Below are 15,953 nucleotides of genomic sequence, written 5' to 3' on the forward strand. Positions count from 1 at the left end.
GACCGTGGTGCTCAAGCTGCCCAATGCACGCGCCGACGCCGCCCCGGAAGGCCGCCGTCCGCGCCTGGCGGTGAGCGGCGCACCGGCGCGCGTGGTGCTGCTGACGCACGGCGGCAGGCTGCTCACCGACACCCTCATCGGCCCCGGCCTGGAACGCGCCGCGCTCGACATCCCGCGCGGCACCGAGCGCATCGTCGCCATCGGCCAGGGCGTGGCTGTGCGCGGCGGCGCGGCTCCCGGCCCGCACTTCGGGCTGGCAGGCTGGCACGCCGGCATGCAGTTGCCCTACGCCGGCTGGTCCACCGCAGTGGCCCCCGGTTGCGTGGTGCACGCGGTAGGCGACCGCCTCGCCCTGCACCCCGAGCGGCTGGAGGCCGGCTGGGTCAGCGGCGCCGAGCTGGCGCGCGGCACCAGCACGGTGACCACCTCGTTCTCGATGGCACAGCGCACGGTGCTGGTCGCGCTGGACGACCCGGCCGCCGCGGGCGACCCGGTGGCCGCGCGGCAGTTGCTGCTGGGCCTGGACGGGGCCACGCGCGCCCGCGACGCCGCCAGCAAGGACCTCGCCCCGGTGCTGCTGGCGATGGACAACCGCAGCGTGCTGGCCTACGACATCGTGCCCGACGGCGACCAGCCGGTGGTGGTGACGATCGCCAGCGACGCCGGCTGGTCGCTGGTCGGCGTGATGGCCTCGGCGGACGTCGACGCCACCGGGGCGGTGGCGCTGATCTCCTCGCGCGGCCTCGATGCGGCGATGCAGCCTTTCGCCACAGTGAATCCCACCGAAGGCGCCGAGGCCAGCCGGCTGGCCTGGGTGGCGCCCACGCGCAGCGCCGACCAGCGCGCCACCGCGAAGGCGCGCGCCCAGGGCGGCACGGCCGTGGCGGCGTTGACGCGGCGTATGGCGCGTGCCGCGGGTGCCGCGGGTGCCGCCCCGCGCAAACACGGAGGACGACGCTGATGCCGCAAACCGGCCATTTCATCCTGCACTCCAACGTGATGCCCAAAGTCACGGCGGGGCGCTACGAACTGCGCACCGAACAAACTGGCCTGCCTTTCGAGGTGGAGCCCGAGAGCACGCACATCCAGGTGGCGGCGCCGCGCTACACGATGCCGACCGACCAGATCCTCTCCAGCTTCCCGCCGGCCAATGCGGAAGGGGCCTTCGGCGACCGCTTGCCGCAGATCGTGCTCAAGCGCCGCAGCCTGCCCTGGGAGCGCAACCCCGCCGGGGCGGTCAACCCTTCCGAAACGCCGTGGCTCGCGCTGGTGGTGGTCGCCGAAGGCGAGGCGACGCTGTCCACCGCCACGCCGGTGCGCGACTGCGTCACCGCCGGCACCGCGCTGCTCGAGCCCGACGACAAGGACGTCGAGCAAGGCCTGTATCTCGCCGTCACCGAGACGGTGGTCAAGAAGATCTTTCCGTGCCAGGACGACTTGCCGCTGCTGGCCCACGTCCGCGAGGTCGACGTCACCGATACCGAACTGGCCAACGGCGACGACGACGGCTGGCTCGCGGTGGTGCTGGCCAATCGGCTCCCGGTGTTCGACCAGGCCGGCAACAAGCCGGTGCGCTACATGGCCTGCCTGGTCAACCTGGAGGGCCAGCTCGCGGCCTTGCCCCCGCCCCTGCCGCCGGTGACCAGCTTCGAGTTCGCCCTGGCGCAGGACTGGTCGGTGCTCGCCACGGTGAGCGCCGCCAGTTCGCCCGACGCGCGTGTGATGGGCAACGTCGCACTCGGCAACGTGGTGCTGCCCTCTGGCGGGCCTGGCCCGAGCGCGTCACGGCCCGCCGTCCTGGCCGCGCCGCTGGCAGGATCCGCCGCCGCGACTGGCGCGAAGCTCGGGGCGGCGCTGGACGGCGGCGCGGCGATGGCGCAGCCGGGCATCGGCAAGCAATGGAGTTCGACCACGCAGAAGGTCGCTGCCGTCGCGCTCGACCCCGATGCCAAGCGGCTGGTGCGCGACACCATGGCACAGGGCTTTCGCCTGCCCATCGAGCTGTACGCCCTGGAGCAGGTGCTGCGCTTCCCGGTGCTGGCGCACTGGTCGTTCACCACCAGCGAGGGCGCCACCTTCGAGACGCTGATGCAGGACCTGGACGTCGGGCTGCTCGGGACGGTACCCGAGCGCGCGCCCGACGCGCCGGCGGCACGGGCGCAACCCGAGGTGGTGCAGACCGGCCACATCGGCCTTGACCACCGCACCCGCCGTGGCGACCAGGCGCGCGCCTGGTACCGCGGCCCCTGCGTGCCGTTCCCGACGCCGCGCGACTCAACGGCGAAGGACGAGCCGCTGGCGCTGGCGCATTCCGCCGACCAGCTGCGCCGCGTCATCCCCGACGGTCGCGAGGATCTGTCGGTGGCTGCCGCTTTCGAGATCGGCCGGCTGCTGGCGCTGTCGCAGCTGTCGGTGGTGTCGGCGCTGCTGCGCTTTCGCGCCGAGCAGTTCGGCGCCGGCCGCGTGCGCGAGATCCTCGCCGAGCTGCTGCCCTTCGCGCTGCCCGAATTGCACGAACTGCGCGATGAGCGCTTCGACATCGGCCGCTTCGTTGCGCGGCAGGTGCTGCCCGTGCTGGCGAAGAACAGCGACCGCATGGTCGGTCCGCAGCGCCCGGTGGCCGACCCGGGCCGCCCGCTGCGCGTGGACGCCGACCTCGATCGCCTGGTGGCGGCCGGCCTGGGCCTGGACCTGGCCGCGCTGCGCGAGCGTGCCGACGCGGTCGGCGTGTTGCCGGCGCTGCAGCAGGCGCGCGTGCCGCTGGCCGTCCAGCCGGGCGAAGCCCAGAACGAAAAGCTCCTGCTGCCGGCGCTGCGCGCCGCGCTGCAGGGCGAGCTGCAACGCACGCTGGGGGTGGCCGCACCGCCCCGTGAGGTCGTTGCCCCGCGCGGCACGCGCGCGGCGCGGGCCGCACCGGTGTCCGACGCCCTCGACGCGCTGATCGACAGCGCCCCCGCCGACGAGGAGGAGGACCAGCCATGAAGTCGCTCATCAACGCGCAGGTCGCGCTCCAGGCAGCCGTGAAGGCCGCCACCAACTATGCCGACGTGGCGACCGACCGCGACCCGGACGACGGCGAGCACGTGGTGCCCGGCGAGCTGCGCCGCTTCCTGGCCCGGCTGCGCCTGCTGCATGGCGTGCCTTTCAGCTACCTGGTGCCCGACGCCGAACTGCTGCCGGTGGAGTCGATCCGCTTCTTCTACCTCGACCGCGCCTGGACCGACGCGCTGGTGCAGGGCGCGCTCAGCGTCGGCACCATCAGCAGCGCCGACCGCACGCAGCTCGAGGCGGTCTACCCGCACATCCGCGACGAGGTCGACGAGGCCGAGCGCACCATCCGCCAGCCGCGCGGCGCCGCCTTGCTGAAGGCTGGCAGCGGCACCATCACCGGGTGCCTGCTGCGCTCGCGCGCAGTATCGGGCTGGCCCAACCTGCACGTGCGGGCCTACGCACAGGACGTGGTCGCCGACGACGAGCTGACCACCGCTGCCGAATCCGACCCCAGCCGCATGAAGGTGCTGCGCATGGAGCGCCTGGCGCCGGCGGTGCTGCTGGTGCTGTTCGACGGCGTGCCGGCGGTGGTGCACATCGAGGAGCCGCGCCAGGGCATCCAGTTCGGCGCCCGGCTCGACCCGCAAGACCCGCCGAACGCGCGCCGCGCCAAGGTGCACGTGCGCGACTGCGCCACCGGCGACAGCGTGCCGCCGGTGGACGATTTCACGCCCGCCAATTCGGTGGACGTGCCGTTCCGGCCCGGCGCGCCAGGCGTGATCAACATCGCCGCGCTGCGCCAGCGCCTGGCGGCCAAGGCGCCGAACAGCGGCGGCACGCTCGAGCCGAACGAGTACGCGCTGCAGATGTTGCGCTTCCCCTACCGGCAGGTGTTCGGCGACCCGAAGGACACGCAGGGCCAGCAGTTCTACGCCCTCGACCGCTTCAAGGCCACGGTGTCGCTCTCCGCCTGGAAGGCCACCGTGGCCAGCCAGCTCGGGAAGGTGCAGCCATGAGCACGAGCGGACGGGCCACCCGCGACGCCGCCGCCGTGCGCGAGGTGCTGCGCGGCAAGCGATTCCTGGCCGCCGACCGCGCCGCGCTCGACGTGCGCGAGATCGCCACCTGGGACAAGTTCCTGCTGCGCGAGCACCGCCTGCTGGTGCCGGTCGACCTGCAGGCGCTGTACGTGGCACCAGGCAGCACCGAGAACATGGTGCGCCTGCCGATGCTGCTGGCGCATGTCGACGGCAAGGCCGCGACGGCCATCGAGGCTGGCTTGCCCGACCCCTTCGACGAAGGATCGCCGCGCGCCGCCGGCGTGCACCTGCACTGGGCGATGCCGGATGCGCTGCTGCGCGGATCGCTCAAGGCAGTGGGCGACGGCAGCGCCAACCGGCTCGGCCTGCCCGTCCTGCCAGACCGCTGGGTGGTGCTGCGGATGGTGCTGCCGCGCGGCGCCGGCGAACCGGCGCTCGCCGGCTGGGTGTTGGAAGCCGATCGGGCGGTGGCCGTGCCGCTGGCGCAGTGGCAGGAAGGCGGCGCGGCCTCGACCGCGGCGACGCCGGTCGGCGAGGAACTCAAGCGCGAGCAACTCACCGGCACGGTGGGCGGCGCGGTGAGCTGGTCGGGGGTGTACGACGCGGTGCTCAACCGCTTTGCTTTTCACGACCCGCTCGCCGACCTGGCCACGCTCGCGCCGCAGGAAATCGACGAGGACTGCGCCAGCTACATCGTTGCCGGCTGGTGGAGCGACCCGGCGCTCGATCCGCTCGACCAGGCGCGCAGCAACGACAGTCTGCACGAGATGCTCGATCGCCTGCGCTGGCGCCTGCTCCACGAATGGGGCGACGAGGCCGGCACGCAGCAGCAGGCGAAGGCGCAGGCCGACCTGCGCAAGGCGCTCGGCCTGACCAGCACCGAGCGCTGGTCCGAGCCGCGCCCGCCGCACGTGGCCAAGCCGCGTGACGCGCCCGCGGCCGCAGCCGCGGCCCCGTTCGTGCCGATCGACAATACCTTCCTTTCCCGGCAGGAGCGGGTGGCGGTGTCGGCGTTCGCCAGCGATGCGGTCGAACGCTTCGTCGCCCCCGCCTGGCAGCTGCGCTGCGCGCTGCTGCACGGCGCGATCTACGGCGTGCCGGTGCGCGGCGCCGCCACCATCGACCGGCGCCCAGCCGCCGAAGATGTCGGCGTGGCGCTCGGGCTACATGAGGACGACCTGCTGGCCGCCTTCGCCGCGGCGCAAGCGACGCCTGACCAGCGCCGCGCCACCGAAAGGCTGCTCACTGCCTTCACCGCCCAGAAGGTCAACCGCCTGGGCGCGGCCGACGGCGCCGTGGAACTCGAGGAGCACGAGCACGGCATCGCCTTCGCCTCGCTGCCGGCCGGCTCGGCCGGCACGGACCGCTACCTGCAGCGCGTGCAGACCGGCGGCACCGGGGGCCTGGGGCTGGGGCGCAAGCGGGGCGAGCGCGTCGGCCTCGCGGCGCGCACGAAGTCCGCCCAGGGCGCACCCGGGGCGCAGGCGCCGGGTGCGAAGGCCCTGCAAGCCGACACGCACTTCGCCTTGAAGGGCAAGCCGAACCTGTTCAAGGCCACCGAGGCGCTGATCAACGACCTGGCGCGCTCGCGCGTCGGCGAGGTGCTCGCGCCCACCGAGGCGCGCGTGGTCGACCGGCCGGCGCCGCGCTTCACCTTCCCCACCGAGCCGATGCTGGCGCTGCGCGGCGCCGGCCGCAGCCTGCGCCATGGCAACGACGGGCGCGGCTCGGCCGACGGCAAGCTCACCTGCCGCTGGCCCACGCACGTGATCGACGAGATCGGGGGCGTGATCGCGAAGGACCGCTTCATCCGCTCGCTGGGCAGCGGTTCGGTTCCGCCGGAAGTGCTGACGCTGGCGCGCGAGGCACTGCTGCACGATCCTTACCACGACGACTGGATTGCCGCGGCGGTGGCGCCGCCGGGTGCCGGCCGCAAGGCGCTGCTGGCACGGCTGTCGGCCGAGTCGGTGCTGCGCTTCGGCCGCGACGGCACCTACGACGGCACCACCGCCGTGCTCGATCCGGTGCGTGCGCGCGCGCCCTCGCCCGGCGCCCGGGCCGTGGCGCAGGTCGTCCGGCCCGGCGTGCGGCAACAGCAGGCGCTGGTGGCCGACGAACTGCGCAAGTTCTCGCTCTACAAGGGCGCCGACCCCGACCTGGTCGGCGTGACCACCTGGAGCCAGCCCTGGGTGCCGATGTGGATCGAATGGGAAGTGGCGCTGGAGGGGCTCGATCCGCCGACCCTGCAGGCCTGGCAGCTCGGCGCCGTCGACCTCGATGGCACCGTGGCCGCCACCGCCACCATCGCCGGCGCCACCGTCACGCTGCGCGGCCGCGCCCTCCTCACCAGCGGTGCCGCCAGGACGCTGCACGACGCCATCACCGACTGGCTGGCCGCCGAGGACGCGCTCGATGAAGACCAGGCCGGGCAGGTCGAGGAGGAGCTGGAAGATGCCTACCGCACGCTCGACACCGCCGTGAAGCACCTCGACCTGATGACGGCCACGCTCGACGGCTTGCGCACGCAGCTGCTCGGGCTGCCCGGGCGCGACGGCCTGCACCGGCCGACGGCGGCCACGGGGGTGAGCCATCCGGCGCCGACGGCGCCGCCGCACCTGCTGCTGGCCGGCTGCGCGACGCTCAGGCGCGCGCGCCTGCTCGATGCCTTCGGGCGCACGCTGGAACTGCCCGTGGAGGGCCTCGTCACGCCCACGCGCGCCACGCTGGCCGACCGTCCAGGCGCGTTGCTGCTGCGCCCGCGCCTGCTGCGTCCGGCGCGCTGGCTGTTCCGCCTGGTCGACGCGGCCACGCCGCCTGGCGCGGAAGGCACCGAGGCCCGCGTGGACCAGATCGAGCCCGCCTTGCAGGTCAATCCGGTGGCCGGTTTCGTCATGCCCGACCACCTCGACGAGAGCCTGGAGGTGTTCGGCGTCGACGGCGCGCCGATTGGCGAACTGCTGCACGAGCCGGTGAGCGGCGGCGTGATGTGGGAGATCGCCGCCGGCCGCGAAGGACCGGCCGATGCCGCCCCGAACCATGGCCTGGCGCCGGCGCAAAAGCCGCTGGCCGACTTCGCCGCCGCGCTGGTGGCCGCCGATGCCGCCGCCCGCGCCGGGGCGCCGGCGCGCCAGGAGGAAGGCGAGCACGAGAGTGCGCTGTCCGCGCTGCTGCGCGCCATCGACACCACCCTGTGGACGGTGGACAGCTTTGCCGCGCTGGGCAGCGAGCACGTGGCCGGGCTGGTCGGCCGGCCGATCGCCGTGGTGCGCGCCCAGCTGCGGCTCGAGCTGCGGCCCCCGGTGGACATCGACCTGTCGGATCCGCAACGCGCAGCCGAATGGGCGCTGGCCGAGCAGGAGGCCACGCGCCATTCCTTCCCGGTGCGCATCGGCGAGCTCACGCGCAGCGACGACGGCGTGCTGGGTTTCTTCGTCGACGATGACTATGCGCGCTTTCGCCTGGTCGACAAGGCGATCGCCGCCACCGCGCCCCAGGCCGGCCGCAGCCGCGGCCAGCTGGGGGTGTTCGGGCAGTCCGCCGGCATGCCACCCGCCAGCGGCATCACGCACCCCTACATCGCCGGCACGGACGATGCCGACACGCTGATGCTGCACCTGGGCCAGACCGTCACGCTGACGATCCTGATGCACCCCGCCGGCAAGGCCACGCTGACTTCCGGCGTGCTGCCGCGCAAGGCCCTGGCGCTGGCGCGCGACTGGGTCGGTCCCGGCCTGGCGGCGATCGCGCCTTCGCTGCGCACCGGCCCCGTACTGGTCGAGACCGACCTCGCCGCCGAAGGGCAGGTGCGGCTGCCCAAGGTGTCGGTGTTCGGCAAGGACCAGAACTTCCTCTGGCGCGACACGCCGGCGAGCTGGCGCACAGACGCCATCCTCGCCGCCACGCAGACCGCTCTGCTGCCCGACAGCCCGGCCGAGGTGCGCGAGGGCTGGATCCGGGTGGCGCCGGCCGAACCCGGAGGGGGCACGCCGTGAGCCTCTACGACTGGCCGCCGGGCGGCGGCGAAAGCGGCGAAGGCGACGACCCCGGCGGCCGTGGCGCGTTCATGCGGCGCCATCGCGTCGAGCTCGACGCCGAGGGCGCCCGGCGCATCGCGCGCAGCGGGCCGCAGCCCACGCCGGGCGTGCCTCGTGCTCCGGCGAGCGGGCGCACGCACCTGTGGCAGTCCCTCGGACCCGACACGGTCGTCGACGGCCAGGTGATCGGCAGCACGCGCATCGCCGGGCGCGTCAACATGCTGGCCGTCCACCCCGCTGGGGAACGCGTCTATGCGGCCAGCGCGAACGGCGGGGTGTGGCACTCGGCCGATGGCGGCCTGCACTGGCGCACGCTCGGCGGGCTGGCGGCCACGCCCTCGCCGGCTTCCATCAACCGACCCGCGCAGCGCAATGCCTGCGGTTCGATCGCGGTCGACTGGAACGCCGCCGGCGGCGAGCTCGTCTATGTCGGGACCGGCGAAACCACCCACGGACGCGATGCACAGCCCGGGCATTCCCTGGGCGGCATCGGCATCCTGCGTGCGCAGGCTCCGGCGGCGGCGGCGTCGGACGACCCCTGGACGCGCGAAGGCGACACCTTGCTGGGTCACGGCGTATGCCGAATCGCCCTGCAGCCGGGCGGCAGCGGCGTGGTGGCAGCCACCACCACCGGCCTGTTCGAGCGCCAGGGCACCGGCAGCTGGCAGCGCCTGGGCGCCGATCCCTTCGGCAGTCTCGACGCCAAGTGCTCGGACGTGCTCTGGACCGCCGGCGACGGTGCGCGCCCCGAACGCCTGTGGGTCTGGGTCGAGGATGGCGGCAACACCGGCCTGTGGGTACGGGATGGCAATGCCGGCCCGTTCCAGCGCCTGCTGCAGCCCAAGGCGCCCGCCTCGGCGGCACTCACCGAAACGGTGATCGGGCGCGCGACCTTCGCCATCTCGGACCCGGCGGCCGCGCCCGACCAGATCTACCTTTTCAACGATCACGGCAAGAAGGACGGCAGCGGCGTGCCGCGCCTGTTGCGCATCGCCTGTGCCAGCGCCGCGGCGCCGACGGTGCGCGTGGTCACGAACGTGCCCGACGTGCTGGGTCGCCAGGGGTTCTACGACATCGCCCTGGCCGTGCATCCGACGCAGGCCGACCGGGTGGTGGTCGGCGGCGCCACCTTCCCCGCCATCACCCCCACCGGCCAGCGCCTGCGGGCCAGCGGCAACACCGACGACGGTGGCATCGTGATGGCCGACGTGGCGGCCAACGGTGCCGGCACCCTGGTGTTCGGCCTGCCCGCCACACCCAGCCGCATGATCGGCGCCGGCGTGCATGCCGATGTGCACGATCTCGCGTTCAGCAACGGGGGCAGCCGGCTCTGGACCGCCTGCGACGGCGGTGTGTACCGCTCGGACCGGATCGACAACCAGGTCGGCTTCGCAGCGGTGAACGAGGGCCTGTCGGTGGTGGAATCCAACTACATCACCTGCCACCCGGTGTGCGAGGGTCTGGTGGTGGCCGGCCTGCAGGACAACGGCATCATCAGCCGGCGCTCGGGGGCGGTGTGGCTCCACGAGGGCGACGGCGATGGCGGCGGCGTGGCCTTCGACCCGACCCAGCCGGCACGCTACGTGCGGCAGTACTTCCGCGGCAACTGGGGCTCCTTTCCCGGCGCGCTCGCGCTGCCGCTGACGGCCGCGGAGCGCGACAACCGCTGCGCCTTCTACTCGACCCCGGCGGCCGTCACCAAGCAGCGGCCCGGAGCGCCACCGGCGCAGCGGATGGTCACGCAGCTGGTCATCGGCACCTCGCGCGTCTGGTACACCGAGGACTTCGGCACCAGCTGGGTCACGCTGCCGGGCGGCACGCCGCCGCCGCCCGGCAACCTCGACCACGACGGCTTCGGCCAGAAGATCACCGTCTGCCGCTGGCAAGGCCCCGAGGTCGCCTGGATCCTCGGCGAAGGCCAGCTGCGGCGCTACGCCCGCACGGGCGGCAGCGACACCGCCAGCGGGCCCGGCACCTGGAGCGCCGAAACGGTGATCGTGCGCGGGGTCAAGAACAAGAAGGACGAGACCAAGGCCAACGGTCCGATCCGCGACGCCGCGGTGTGGACCGACGTGGCCGTCAACCTCGAACCGCCGCCGGCAGCCGACCAGCCACCCGCCGTCCGCGGCAGCCGCGGCGCGGTCTACCTTGGGACCATCGGCAAGGCCGGCGACGACGAGGTCGACACCCTGTGGTGGTTCAACGGCATCGATCGCTGGTTCGCCACCCGGCTGCGGCGCGACGGCGTGCCGGCGCCGGTGACGGCGATCGTCTGCGACCCGGCCTTCCCGGACGAGGTCTACGTCGGCACCACCATCGGCGTGTGGAAAGGCGTGCGCAACCTGGCCGACCCGGCGGCGCCGACCTGGACCTGGAGCTCGCGCGTCAACGGGCTGCCCGAGGCGACGGTGGAAGACCTTGCGCTCTACAACCTCGACGGACTGCGCCTGCTGCGCGCCGCTCTGGCCTCGCGCGGGGTTTGGGAGCTGCGCCTGGACACGGCGGATGTCGCCGACCTTGCCTATCTGCGCGCCCACGACGACGACCTGCGGCACCGGGCCACCGCCTCGACACTGGGCCGCGACGGCACGACCCAGCGTTCCTGGCATGCCAGTCCGGATGTGTGTCCGCGCCGCGCGTCCGTGGCCGCCACCACGCCCGCCACGCTGCCATGGACCCAAGGATCGCCGCTGCTGGATGCCGAGCAGCTGCGCCGCTTCCAGAGCGCCCTTCGCGCGCGAACCGGTGACATCCGGGTGCGCCCGACCGGGCAATGGGACGACTGGTTCAGCGAGGTCCTGCGCAGCCTGGGCGCGCCGACGGTGGCGCCAGGCACGGTGCGGCTGGACCAGGCCTTCTGGGAGCAGAGCATGCAGATGCCCTGGGCGATCGCCGCGCCCTGGGGCGCCACGCGGCCGGCCAGTGCCGACCTGCTCGAGTTCGGCGCCGCCTTACCGGATCGCGCCCGTACCATCGCGTCTTGCGACCTGCCGCCCGGACCGAGCCAGGTCGACGTGCAGGTGCAGCACCGCGGCCTTCCCCTGGACGGCTCCGGGGTCCGGGTGGCACTGCTCAAGTGGCTCGACCCGCAGCTGCCGCCGACGGCGCGCCACGACGACAGCACCACCTGGCCCGGCGGCAACGTGCCCTGGACCGGCGCGGCCAACCAGGTGCTCAACTCCGCCGGCGGCACGACCGCGCTGGCGCTGGGCAGCGGCTGGAGCCTCGTCGGCAGCCGCCAGACGCTTGCCGGCCAGACGCTGGACCCGTCGCACCCCGGCGTCGCCACGTTCGACCTCGAGCTCACCGGTGTTGCAGCCGACCGCCTGGTGCTGCTGGTGGCGGTGGTTCGTGCTGGCGCCGACATCGCGCTGGCGCCGGCCCCGCTGGAGAACCTGGTGCTCGGCCATCCAGGCGTTGCCGTGCGGTCGATGCGCATCACCGGCACCAGCGTGGCCACGCCGGCCGTGCGCAATCCGTTCCCGACCGTTCCCTACGCGCTGCAGATGGCAGCCAGCGCCGCGCAGAACACAAGACTGGCGGCCGCCATCGCGACCGTGCGCGGCACGCTGGGTGCGGCCAACCAGGGCCGGCTCGACCAGGCCGCGCTGATCGTCGTGAAGCTCACGCCGGCCGGCGCCATGGATTACGCCGGTGTGCGCGAAACGCAGATGTTCTTCTCGGCCAGCCTGCTCAAGGTGGTGCTGCTGTACGCCAGCTTCGAGCTGGTCGCGCAGGTCAACGCGCTGGCGCCCGCGCTCACCGCCAGCAGCGTCCCCGGGTTCCTCGATCGCGTGCGCCGCGAGTTCTCCGCCGCCATCGAGCGCTCGGTGCGGCGCATCCCGGCAGGCAGCTGGCGCGCGGTGAGCTTCGGCCAGGTGCTCACGGCCACGCCCACCGGGGCGGACCAGTTCCGCGTGGCCCTGAGTTCCACGCACGAAACCCACGTCGCCAGGATCTTCTCGGAGCAGGACCAGAACATCAGCCCGCGCGACACCATGCACCGCCTGGGCTACAGCTATGTCAACCGGGCGCTGGAAGCCGCCGGCTTCCTGGACGCCGCCAGCGGCACCGGCATCTGGATGGCCACCGACTACGGCGGCTGGTCCGACTTCCACGTGCCGGTGTCCACGCGCAGCAGCGGCGGCAATCCGCGCAACGGCAGCTCGTCCGCGGCGATGGCGGCGCTGCCGATGGCCAACCTGCTGGCACATATGCACCGCGACCAGCTGGTCGACGCGGTCTCCAGCCAGCGCATGCGTGCGATGTTCGAGGCCGGCCGCGTGTGGTCGTGGTTCGGGCAGGTGGCCAACCCGGAGGCCTTTTCCTTCGAGGTGACCGGCTGCAAGATCGGCCACGCCTCCAGCGGCTCGGCCTTCGTCGGCTCGGTGTTTTCCGAAGCGGCGACCCTGCGGCGCAAGAGCGACAGTGCCCGCTTCCTCGCGGTCTGGCAGAACGTGCCGGACGCGCTCGGCTTCGAACCCGTTTACCGCGTGATCGACGCGATGGTCAGAACCTGGCCGTAACAGCAAGGAGCTTCCATGAAACACACCTGCAAGATCTGTTCACCCTTCGTGCCCGGCCGCGGCGGCGGCGAGAGCGGCCCCCTGTCCAGCGACGAGGCGGCGTCGAACGAACGCGTCGGCAACCTGCGCGTGACGCCACTGCGCGCCGGCCCCGGCCGCGCGCGAGCAGCGGTGGAGCGCCTGAAACTGTGGCAGAACGGGCGCACTCTGAAAGTCAGGTTTCTTGACGGCGATGCCGCGGTGCAGGCCAAGGTGCGGGCCATCGCCAGGGAGTGGGAGGCGCTGGCCAACCTGAAGCTGGAGTTCGTGGCGAGCGGCGCCGCGCAGATCCGCGTCAGCTTCGCCGAGAAGGGTTTCTCGTGGTCGACCGTCGGCACCGACGCGCTGGCGGTGGGCACGCAAGCAGCCACGATGAACTATGGCTGGCTCGACCCCGACACCGAACTGCGCGAGTACCAGCGCGTGGTGCGCCACGAGTTCGGCCACGCGCTGGGCATGATCCACGAGCACCAGAACCCGGCGGCGCAAGGCCAGATCCCGTGGGACAAGCCCAAGGTTTACGCCTATTACGCCCAGCAGGGGTGGGACAAGGACGACGTGGACTTCAACATTTTCCAGGTCTACAGCGAGGACAGCACCAACCATACCGGCTTCGACCCAACCTCCATCATGGAGTACGCCATTCCCGACGCGCTGACGGTCGGTTCGTACGCGGTCGGCTGGAACACCGAGTTCTCGCCCATGGACATCGAGTTCATGAAGCGACAGTATCCCAGGGCCGCGCCGGCGATGACCGAGCTCTCGCCAGGCCAACGACTGAGTGCCGAGCTTGCCACGGCCGGCGAAGTGGACGAGTACCGCTTCCTGGTGCCCGAGGCGGCCACTTACATCATGAGCACCGAGGGCCCAAGCGACGCCATCCTGACGCTGCACGGTCCCGGCGACCGGGGCGCCGTGATCAGCTGGGACGACGACCGGGGCCAGGGGTCCAACGCGCGCATCGTGCGCAAGCTGCACCCGGGAGAGTATTGGCTGACGGTACGCCACAAGCAGCCTTCGGCCACCGGCAGCTACTCGGTGGGGGTCAAGAAACGGCAGAGCCCGAGGCGCTCGCCGGGCTCGGACACAGAGAACTAGCTACGGTTCATCCAAGCGGATGGTTCGCATGCACCGCCTGCTCGCGAGAATCAGCCTTGCTCCACGAATGGCTCACTCCATGAGGCCAGCAATGCAATCCGGTGCGTTCGCGGGAACGTCCAGATCGCGCCGGCCAGAGACAGTCCATGCTCGCCGGCGCCGTCGCCACTCCGCGGTCGCTCTCGCAGCCTCGTGAGCCATCCCCCAGCTAGCGTGCCCCCTCGCCTGCCCTCCAAGGAGAACCTGCGATGCCCACACCCACCTTCCAGCGCCTGACGCCCGACCAGTTCGCCGCGCTGCTGCACAAGTTCCCCTTCACGCGCAAGATCAACGCGGTGCACATGCACCACACCTGGCGGCCGCGGCACGCAGACTTCCGCGGCCACGAGTCGGTCGTCTCCATGTGGCGTTTCCATACGCAGACGAACGGGTGGAGCGACATCGCACAGCACATCACCATCGACCCCGATGGCTTGGTCTGGCTGGGACGCAACTGGAACCTGCCCCCGGCCAGCGCCAGCGGGCACAACGGCAACAGCGCCGCCGGCCCGTTCATGTTCGAGATGGTGGGCGACTTCGACGCCGGCGCGGGACACGACACCTTCGGCGGCGCGCAACGCGACACGGTGTTGAAGGTGGTCGCGCTGGTGCAGCAACGCTTCGGGCTCGAACCCGGCACGCTGCGCTTCCACAACATGATGTCGAACAAGACCTGCCCCGGGTCGGCGATCAGGTTCCAGGACGTGCTCGAAGGTGTCGCGGCGGCGCGGCAGGACCTGCAGGCACCCCGCGACCTCGAGCCCGCCGAGAGCTCGCCCTTCCCCGACGAGGACGACCTGGCGGTGCAGCAGGCGGTGCGTGCGCTTGGCCGCGTCACCGACATCACGGGCGAAGGTGGCGAGGCGGAGCACAAATGCGCCGAGGACCACCTCGATGGGCATGGCCGCGGGGACCCGGTCGCCGGCCTGCAATCCGATCAGTCCCAGCGCGGTTCCGGGCTCGACCCGGCCGACATGGCGGCCCTGCGCCCGCACCTGGTCAATCTGCGAGGCGGCAAGTTGTCCGGCGACGGCGAGACCAGCTCCACGCCGCAAGACGTGGACGCCATCTTCGAGCAGCACCTGCCCCGCTGGGCGGCCGAGGGTACGGCGGACAAGATCCGGGTGGTGTTCTTCGCCCACGGCGGCCTCGTGTCGGAAAGCGCGGGCCTTCGCATTGCCCACAAACACGTGCGATGGTGGAAGGACAACGGCGTCTATCCCATCTACTTCCTGTGGGAGACGGGCTTGTTCGAAACCGTCGGCCAGCTGCTCCAGCGCGGCAGCCAGGGTGCGCGCGGCTTCACCGGTTTGAGCGACTTCCTCGTGCAGGAGGCCGCGCGCGCCCTGCAAGGACCGCGCATCTGGGGCGGCATGAAATGGGGCGCCGAGCGCGCCGCCGATGGCCCCAGCCCTGGCACGATGATCGGCGGTGCCTATTACGTCGCGCAGCAGCTCAAGAAGTTCTGTGACCAGCACGGCCAGCGCGTGGAGCTGCACGCGGTCGGCCACAGCGCCGGCGCCGTGTTCCACTCCTGGTTCCTGCCGGCTGTGCAGGATCTGGGCGTCCCGCCCTTCAAGACCCTGCACCTCATGGCGCCGGCGGTTCGGGTCGACACCTTCAAGGCCCGGTTGCTCAAGCGCCTGCAGGCCGGCCTGGCCGCCGAGACGACGATCTACACGATGCTGCGCGACTTCGAGCTGCGCGACAACTGCTCGGGGATCTACCGAAAGTCGCTGCTGTACCTGATCCACCATGCGTTGGAAGACCAGCGCAAGACACCCATCCTTGGTCTCGAGGAGAGCCTGCGCGGCGACGCGGCCCTGCGCGCGTTCTTCGGGCTGGACGCCGCGCAGACGGGCGACAACCAAGTGATCTGGTCGCGCAGTGCATCCGACACCGGCGCCTCGGCCAGCCAGTCCACGGCGCACGGCGATTTCGATGACGACGCACCCACCATGAACAGCGTCGCGCGCCGCGTGCTGGACAAGCAGGATGCCGACCCCATCGTCGGTTACCAGCCAGCCGCAGCCGGCCAGCGCGGCTGGGTCCAGGAGGTGGACTGGCCTTCCGGGCTCACCGCGCCCGTCGCAGGGCCGGCGGGGCTGGACTGGCAGTGGACGCCCTCGTGGTTCGGCACTCCCCCGGCACCCTTGCCTTCTCCCGTGCCGTTCGCCGGGACGTCG

7 protein-coding genes are annotated in these 15,953 nt (G+C 72.2%); all 7 read left to right on the plus strand.

The features are described 5' to 3' along the window. Positions 1-961: hypothetical protein (locus JWP65_RS16390; RefSeq protein WP_299765634.1), on the plus strand; the 961-nt coding region annotated here is incomplete at its 5' end. Continuing rightward, entirely contained in the window at positions 961-2,982 is a 2,022-nt protein-coding gene (locus JWP65_RS16395; RefSeq protein ID WP_299765636.1) for a hypothetical protein, read from the plus strand. The genes JWP65_RS16390 and JWP65_RS16395, both read left to right, overlap by 1 nt. After that, positions 2,979-4,007 (plus strand): hypothetical protein, encoded by a 1,029-nt coding sequence (locus tag JWP65_RS16400; protein WP_299765639.1) that lies wholly within the window; start codon positions 2,979-2,981, stop codon positions 4,005-4,007. Before JWP65_RS16395 ends, JWP65_RS16400 begins: the two co-directional genes overlap by 4 nt. Next, positions 4,004-8,023: a hypothetical protein gene (locus JWP65_RS16405; protein ID WP_299765641.1), complete on the plus strand. Its 4,020-nt coding sequence runs from the start codon at positions 4,004-4,006 to the stop codon at positions 8,021-8,023. The genes JWP65_RS16400 and JWP65_RS16405 overlap by 4 nt, the downstream gene beginning before the upstream one ends. Beyond that, the gene (locus tag JWP65_RS16410; protein WP_299765643.1) at positions 8,020-12,591 is read left to right on the plus strand and encodes a hypothetical protein; all 4,572 of its coding nucleotides are present in this window, start codon (positions 8,020-8,022) and stop codon (positions 12,589-12,591) included. Before JWP65_RS16405 ends, JWP65_RS16410 begins: the two co-directional genes overlap by 4 nt. Before the next feature lie 15 nt (positions 12,592-12,606). Continuing rightward, positions 12,607-13,728 carry a M12 family metallopeptidase gene (locus JWP65_RS16415; RefSeq protein ID WP_299765645.1) on the plus strand — a complete coding sequence of 374 codons (1,122 nt, stop codon included), beginning with the start codon at positions 12,607-12,609 and terminating at the stop codon, positions 13,726-13,728. A gap of 248 nt (positions 13,729-13,976) precedes the next feature. Then, a partial coding sequence (locus JWP65_RS16420) for a peptidoglycan recognition family protein (protein ID WP_299765647.1) occupies positions 13,977-15,953 on the plus strand: 1,977 nt, incomplete at its 3' end.

The sequence above is a fragment of the Ramlibacter sp. genome (assembly GCF_028292805.1).
In the GTDB taxonomy this organism is placed as follows: Bacteria; Pseudomonadota; Gammaproteobacteria; order Burkholderiales; family Burkholderiaceae_C; genus Ramlibacter.

Coding starts and splice junctions, on each gene's coding strand:
- JWP65_RS16395 (WP_299765636.1), top strand. CDS start 961: ATGCCGCAAACCGGCCATTTCATCCTGCACTCCAACGTGATGCCCAAA.
- JWP65_RS16400 (WP_299765639.1), top strand. CDS start 2,979: ATGAAGTCGCTCATCAACGCGCAGGTCGCGCTCCAGGCAGCCGTGAAG.
- JWP65_RS16405 (WP_299765641.1), top strand. CDS start 4,004: ATGAGCACGAGCGGACGGGCCACCCGCGACGCCGCCGCCGTGCGCGAG.
- JWP65_RS16415 (WP_299765645.1), top strand. CDS start 12,607: ATGAAACACACCTGCAAGATCTGTTCACCCTTCGTGCCCGGCCGCGGC.